This window comes from uncultured Eudoraea sp. (genome assembly GCF_947258525.1).
Classification (GTDB): domain Bacteria; phylum Bacteroidota; class Bacteroidia; order Flavobacteriales; family Flavobacteriaceae; genus Eudoraea.
This window is the reverse complement of record NZ_CAMYIP010000199.1, coordinates 1-6,101: the sequence shown is the minus strand read 5'-3', so window position 1 is coordinate 6,101 and position 6,101 is coordinate 1. Positions and strand designations below refer to the sequence as shown.

Genomic DNA, 6,101 nt, shown 5'->3' with positions numbered 1-6,101 from the left:
CCCCAGGAAGTATAATCTCTCATGGCAGTTACTACAAGTCCGTACCTTAATTGGCGATAATAACCAAACATTCCTATTACAATAAGTATGAGTAAGAATACAATCCACAATTTATATTGTAATGACGTTGTAATTATATGATTTAAGAGGCGTTTTCCTCTTTTTGTTCTAAACTTTTGAAGTTCTATATTCGGTTTACTCATGACTCACTGTTTTCTTGGGTAGTCTCTTCAAAGGGGAACAACCTGTCAACAGGTGGGAGATAATAAACACGTGGTTCTGTACCTAATTCTTCCATATATCGATACCCGGCTTTTTCTTTCAGTAAAGTAGATAACCGTACCGTTTCTTCTCCATTGGTAACAGTGTCGTCGATCTCATCCCCAAAGTAAATAACACCATTAGGACAGGAAGTAACACAATGAGGTAGCTTATTGTTCCGTAGCATGTCCGGGCAAAAATCACATTTTCCTACTGTACCTATTTCACTTGGAAGACTGGTTTCAGGAGAATAAGGAATATTTTCATCCTGATCTGGTGGTTTTCCCCAGTTAAATACTCGTGCCGAATATGGGCAGGCTGCCATACAAAATCGACATCCAATACAACGTTCATTATCTACAAGTACAATGCCATCTGTACGTTTATATGTTGCTCCAACCGGGCAGACTTTTACGCAGGGAGGGTTATCACATTGGAAACATTTTTTTGGCATCCAGTAAGGGGAAGATTTTTCATTATCCTGCATTTCCAAAACCTTAATGTAAGGTCTGTCTGGAGTTAAATTATGCGTATGGTCACATGCTTCAATGCATTTCTTTGCATTTTTACATTTTGCCAGATCGACAACCATCACAAATTTTTTCCCCGGAATCCCTAAACGGGATTCTTCCCGCGTTGCAGGAAGATGCTGATGATCAAGATTTTCAATTTCAGAATTAGAAACCTGGACCAGTTTACCATCTGTTGTTAATAATGTAGTTTTTTCGTCAGAAACTTGTTTGCAAGAAGAAACAGAAAAATATGCCAAGCCAGATACGGCTAATGCACTTCCGGAAGATATATTTTTTAAAAATTTCCTTCGGGTAGGATTTTTGGAATTTTCATTTTTCATGACTCTTTTTTAAATTTAAAACCAGTGTAATATTTAAAAACTAAGGTGAAAAGAAAATGGACAAAACGCCTCAATATCTTTTAAGAAATCAAATCAAATAAGAAATCAAATCAAAAAGAGATCGCTTGAACTTTAAAGAAAAAATCAGCTTATAATGTACGTAGTTCGTGTATGATCCCGTTCATTCAAATCTAACATCTAATCATTTGATATTGTATGACATATGTCATGTTTGTAATATTTGTTACATAGATTTATGCTACTATTTTTAGAATCTTATCCTATTAAAGATCCGAATTTGAGCTTAACATGAGTTTTATGCTAATTCCACAACAATTAAATAATAATAATGTTTATAAACCTCTTTCTTCAAAAAAGAAAACCCAGGCTAAAAGCCAGGGTTGCTCATTGTTTTTGGAAGCTTAAGAATTATTTAAACAGTAGAATTTTTCAATAAAGAAACTTGTTCTGCTATAATCACTTTCATTTCTTCAACGGTCATAGACACTTCTGATTTTTAACGATTTTCTAATAACCTTATTGGTAATTTATGTGAAGAATTTCAACAATAAAGATAGAGGGCAGCACGTTGAACATTTTAAGCTGTATGGATGATACAGCTGGTAATTCATAAAAAAAGGTATCTATAAATAATAGATACCTTTTTACTTAATTATGGGATACTATTGTAAAATGACACCATTTTCTAAAATTAAATCATAGGAATAACCAGCTCCATAATCTTTGTTAAGAGCCACCAATGCCTGTATCGTAATTAGATCACCTTTCTGTGCAGACATATTTGTGGTGATTATAAGATCAAAATCATCCTGGCTTTCATCTTTAAGGTGAATCCAGTTTTTATTCATGATATTGTTATTCACTTTAACACACTTGCCTTTTATTTGTACAGCTTGTCCATCAAACTTATCTGGATCATTCAATAAGGCCGAAATATCCGGGTAAATTTTATAATTAATGTTTTTATCTCCGTGTACAGTCACTTCAACGGGTTCTTCTTTATCTTTACTTATTTGAGGATTATCGGAGCCCCCGGAGGTATACTTGGCACCATGCATCTGTGTTACTAGTTTAGTAACAAACCAAATAGAGTCAAAAACCCTGTTGTGGATTTTACTTTTAAAATCAGTTTTAAGTAAAGCCTCCCGATAGAAGTAAGTTGAGTCAAGATCAATCTCTCTTTTTTTAGTAGCTATCCAAAACTGATCTTTGTCTTCCTTAACATTCAGATATACATATTTGGTGGCAGGGATTATCTCAAGAATCTTTATTTCATGAATTTCGTTATCTATAATATCGGTAGAAGAGGCTACTGCAGATTTTTTACCAATGGAAAAGGGTTCTACGGTTTTAGGACCCCTTTTACAGCCGGTTAAGAAAATAAAAAATAAAGGGATAAGGAGAATAGATTTGTAATTCATAGGAATTGTATACTTTTTGTAGTTAAAACAGAATTTGTATTACTTAGTTTCTTTTTAAATCAATTCTTAAAAAATGTGTTTGGCAATAATAGTATCCAACTCATCCGTTTTTAATGGTTCTTCGAAATGCTTTATGAGTTTTCTCATAACTCTGTTAGTAGATTGCGTAATTTCTGTAGAGTCTTCTTCGATGCCATTAGCCTTATAATAGGCCTTTACCTTTTTATTTACTAAAATTTTATGCTCGGCTAAAAACTCTCTTAAGGGGGCTTCCCGATGCCAAACACTGAATGCCCGAAGTTCTTCCTCATTGATTTTGTCCACTTTACTAATGGATGCAATCCTTCTTTCACGAGTGTTTTCTAATCCAACAGAAATTGTGTCTAGATCATAAAGCGTTACATTGCTCTGTTGTATTAATTCTTTATTTATATTGCTCGGAAGCGCCAGATCAATTAATAGTAATTTTTTATTCTCATTTACGATATTATTTATGAGTCGATGGCAGTTGCTTGCGGCACTGATTAATACATCAAAACCAATGAATTCGTTTTGAAGTACTTTTTCCCATGGATAAACACTGCAACCATATCTTTTTGCCAGGATAATAGCCTTCTCTTCGGTCCGATTGCTTATATATATATCATTATAATCAAACTTGGAATTATACTTAAAGAGTTGCTTTACAATATCACCCGCCCCTATAAACAATATCTTTTTTGATTGCCTGTGACCCTTACCAAAGGTGTCGCTTATCATTTTCAGGGATTTATAGGCCACAGAAGTGGTTCCATCCCTAAATTCAGTTTCATTGCTTATTCGTTTATGGCTTTTAAAAACGGTCTGCATTGCCCGTTCCAGGATTGATCCTTGTAATTGATTTGCTATTGCTAATTGATGTGCTTTTTTGATCTGATGGATAATTTCCGCATCTCCTACAATGGAAGATGCTAATCCTGATGATACTTCTAAGAGATGCTTTACAGTACCTTCAGTTGAATTACTTAGATTAAATAAATTTTTATCTAAGGAAAGCCTCCGGTCTTTAAACTTAATCAAAAAGTCTCGTAATTCTATGGCTGTAGTTTCTACAGATTCTATATAAATTTCAGTTCTATTGCATGTTGTAAGAAGTAGCAATCCCGCAATATCCGGAAACGTAGTTCGGATAAGGGTTATTAAACTATTCTTTTCACAATCTGAAATATGATATTCCTCTCGTTTAGAAACAGAAGCTGTTTTATGCGAAATACTTATAAAACGTAAGGTCTTACTCATAATAAAAGATTCATCTTTAAACTTAACATTTGCTTTATATGGTTGCTAAATACCGTACTTTAAGTGTTCAAATTATTTATTTGGTATTATTCCGCCAATGTTCTCATATAATTAACAATAAGCCATCTGTCTTCATCATCAGGCATTTTTTTGGTGTATTCAGGCATATCTTCCCATCCAAAACTGGTTTTGTAAAACAATTCCCCATCGGTTTGTGCCTGGTATTCTTCAGATGAAAAATCGCCTAAATCACCTTCTACATCTTTTGCCTTTGGACCATCTCCATAACCTTCTTTTCCATGACAGGATTTGCAATGCTTGCTGTATAAAGCCTTTCCTATTGCCATATCTACGGCTGGATCGGTTGGGTTTTTCATAGTTACATACTTCTCTGGCACCACCCATTTATCCTGTAATATGGTGGTAAAGGAATAGAATGTAAAGGAGACAATGCCCAATATTAATAGCGTTTTAAGTGTTTTCATTTTTTTAAGTTTAACTTTTTGAAATTCTGAATAAATTGGAAATTAAAAATATAAATAAGCCATATATTAATGCAATAATTAAATTTATAAAAACTAATAGAAATAGAGGTGTTTTATTTCTTGCAGACCACATTTTTCGTTGATCAAAAGTTGTTTCCTCCACAATAGGAATACCTACCGGTGCATTAACTATAGTTTTAACGGTTCCGTAGTTATCACTATCGTCGAGCACAACTTCAATAACTAAATTTCCATCAATACCGGGTATTCCTTCTTCAACAGGGATATGAATGGAACCATTTTCATCAGTAAAATTAAACTCTTCACCAATTTTTAGAGGCTTAAATAATCGCTGCACCTGTATAATTAGTGATTCCCCAGCAAGTAGGCTATCTGTGGCAGTTTCTCTAAGTGTGGCTGTTAAATAATTTATACTGTCTTTAGTAATAAGCTTTGCTACCATATGTGCATTTTTAAAACTAGTACTTTTTGAAGCTTTCCTAAACGAATCATTTCCATCAAATGAAATTCCCAGGTTATAGGTATTTGTTGAGTCAGATTTTAAATCCATTGATTTATTCAATACAAATCTACTTTCACCTTTTATATTTGTTTTGGTATTCCCCAATATAATTTCTTCACCTTCAACCTCATTATAAACTGCGATTTCAATGTTTGGTACCGGTAGAGTTTCGTCTCCAATCTTGGCAGTTGCTTTGATATTTAAGTACGCATCGCCCTCCATTATCTTTACATAATCAGCTCTTAATCTTACCCTATATTTTTCATCATTTTGCGCATATATATTTGATAAACCCAGGCAAAATATGAACCCGATAGTCCAGGCCAAAAAAGCACTCTCAGATGTTGATCTATTTTTCATGATTCTGCTTTTTTATCTGTTTTCAATAATCCTTTTTCTTCAGCTATGCGCTGAATAGGAATCACAGGTAGAAACCTTACAAATAAAGTAATTATTAATAAAGTCATTGCCAGAGTTGCCCCGGTAATTAACCATTCATGCATACTCGGAAAATAATGATGCCATGACTCAGGTACTCCTTCTATTGGTAAAAATGGATGCAATAAGGTAGGTGTTACAATGATATATCGTTTCCACCATGAACCCAAAACCACCATAATACCTACAATAAACACAGGCATCGGTTTTCTACCTTTTTTGAATAATAAAATGAGGATTGGTAAAATCAATCCGAATATCTGAGAAAACCAAAATAATCCTGCATATTCTCCGTAGACCAATGTATTTAAATGAATATCTTCTTCTACAGGAGCATTAAATATGGGAATCAAATATTCGTTTATATTAAAGTAAAAGTAAACCAGGCAAGTAAGAAGTAAATATTGGGCTAGTTTATCAAAATGATAATCCGTAATATAATGTTCGAGTCTTCTTACTTTTCTTATAACATAAACAACGGTAATAAGTGCCCCAAGACCAGCAACAAAGGCTCCAGAAGTAAAATATGCACCCATGTTGGTGCTATCCCACCCAATTCTGTAGGTTGTGGAAAATAACCAGGCATCAATGGTTTGCAACAATATACCTACGGGTATGACCATTATGGCAATGATTTTGATAGATTTTGACTGAATGGCTTTTTGAACTTTACTCCCTGTCCAATTCAAAGATAATTTACCATACCATTTACTATAGGTTGGTTTTGTTTTTAAGTGATGTTTCTTAAGGATTGCTAAATCAGGTAACAAAGGAAAATACAGTAATAAAAAACTTAAGATAATTGAAGTTGGAATAATGAT

At 33.7% G+C, this 6,101-nt stretch carries 6 protein-coding genes and 1 pseudogene; all 7 read right to left on the bottom strand.

Annotated features, from left to right (window positions below; genetic code table 11):
• Positions 1 to 203, bottom strand: a pseudogene (locus tag Q0X89_RS15120) (hypothetical protein); the annotation flags it as partial.
• Entirely contained in the window at positions 200 to 1,114 is a 915-nt protein-coding gene (locus Q0X89_RS15115; protein ID WP_297695658.1) for a 4Fe-4S dicluster domain-containing protein, read from the bottom strand. The pseudogene Q0X89_RS15120 and the gene Q0X89_RS15115, both read right to left, overlap by 4 nt.
• 683 nt (positions 1,115 to 1,797) lie before the next feature.
• Positions 1,798 to 2,556 carry a hypothetical protein gene (locus tag Q0X89_RS15110; protein ID WP_297695656.1) on the bottom strand — a complete coding sequence of 253 codons (759 nt, stop codon included), beginning with the start codon at positions 2,554 to 2,556 and terminating at the stop codon, positions 1,798 to 1,800.
• Positions 2,557 to 2,622: 66 nt separating this feature from the next.
• Positions 2,623 to 3,834, bottom strand: a complete 1,212-nt coding sequence (locus Q0X89_RS15105; RefSeq protein ID WP_297695654.1) for a hypothetical protein — start codon at positions 3,832 to 3,834, stop codon at positions 2,623 to 2,625.
• Positions 3,835 to 3,920: 86 nt separating this feature from the next.
• Positions 3,921 to 4,319, bottom strand: a complete 399-nt coding sequence (locus Q0X89_RS15100; RefSeq protein WP_297695652.1) for a cytochrome c — start codon at positions 4,317 to 4,319, stop codon at positions 3,921 to 3,923.
• A gap of 10 nt (positions 4,320 to 4,329) precedes the next feature.
• Positions 4,330 to 5,202 (bottom strand): hypothetical protein, encoded by an 873-nt coding sequence (locus Q0X89_RS15095; RefSeq protein ID WP_297695650.1) that lies wholly within the window; start codon positions 5,200 to 5,202, stop codon positions 4,330 to 4,332.
• Positions 5,199 to 6,101: polysulfide reductase (locus Q0X89_RS15090; protein ID WP_297695648.1), on the bottom strand; the 903-nt coding region annotated here is incomplete at its 5' end. The genes Q0X89_RS15095 and Q0X89_RS15090, both read right to left, overlap by 4 nt.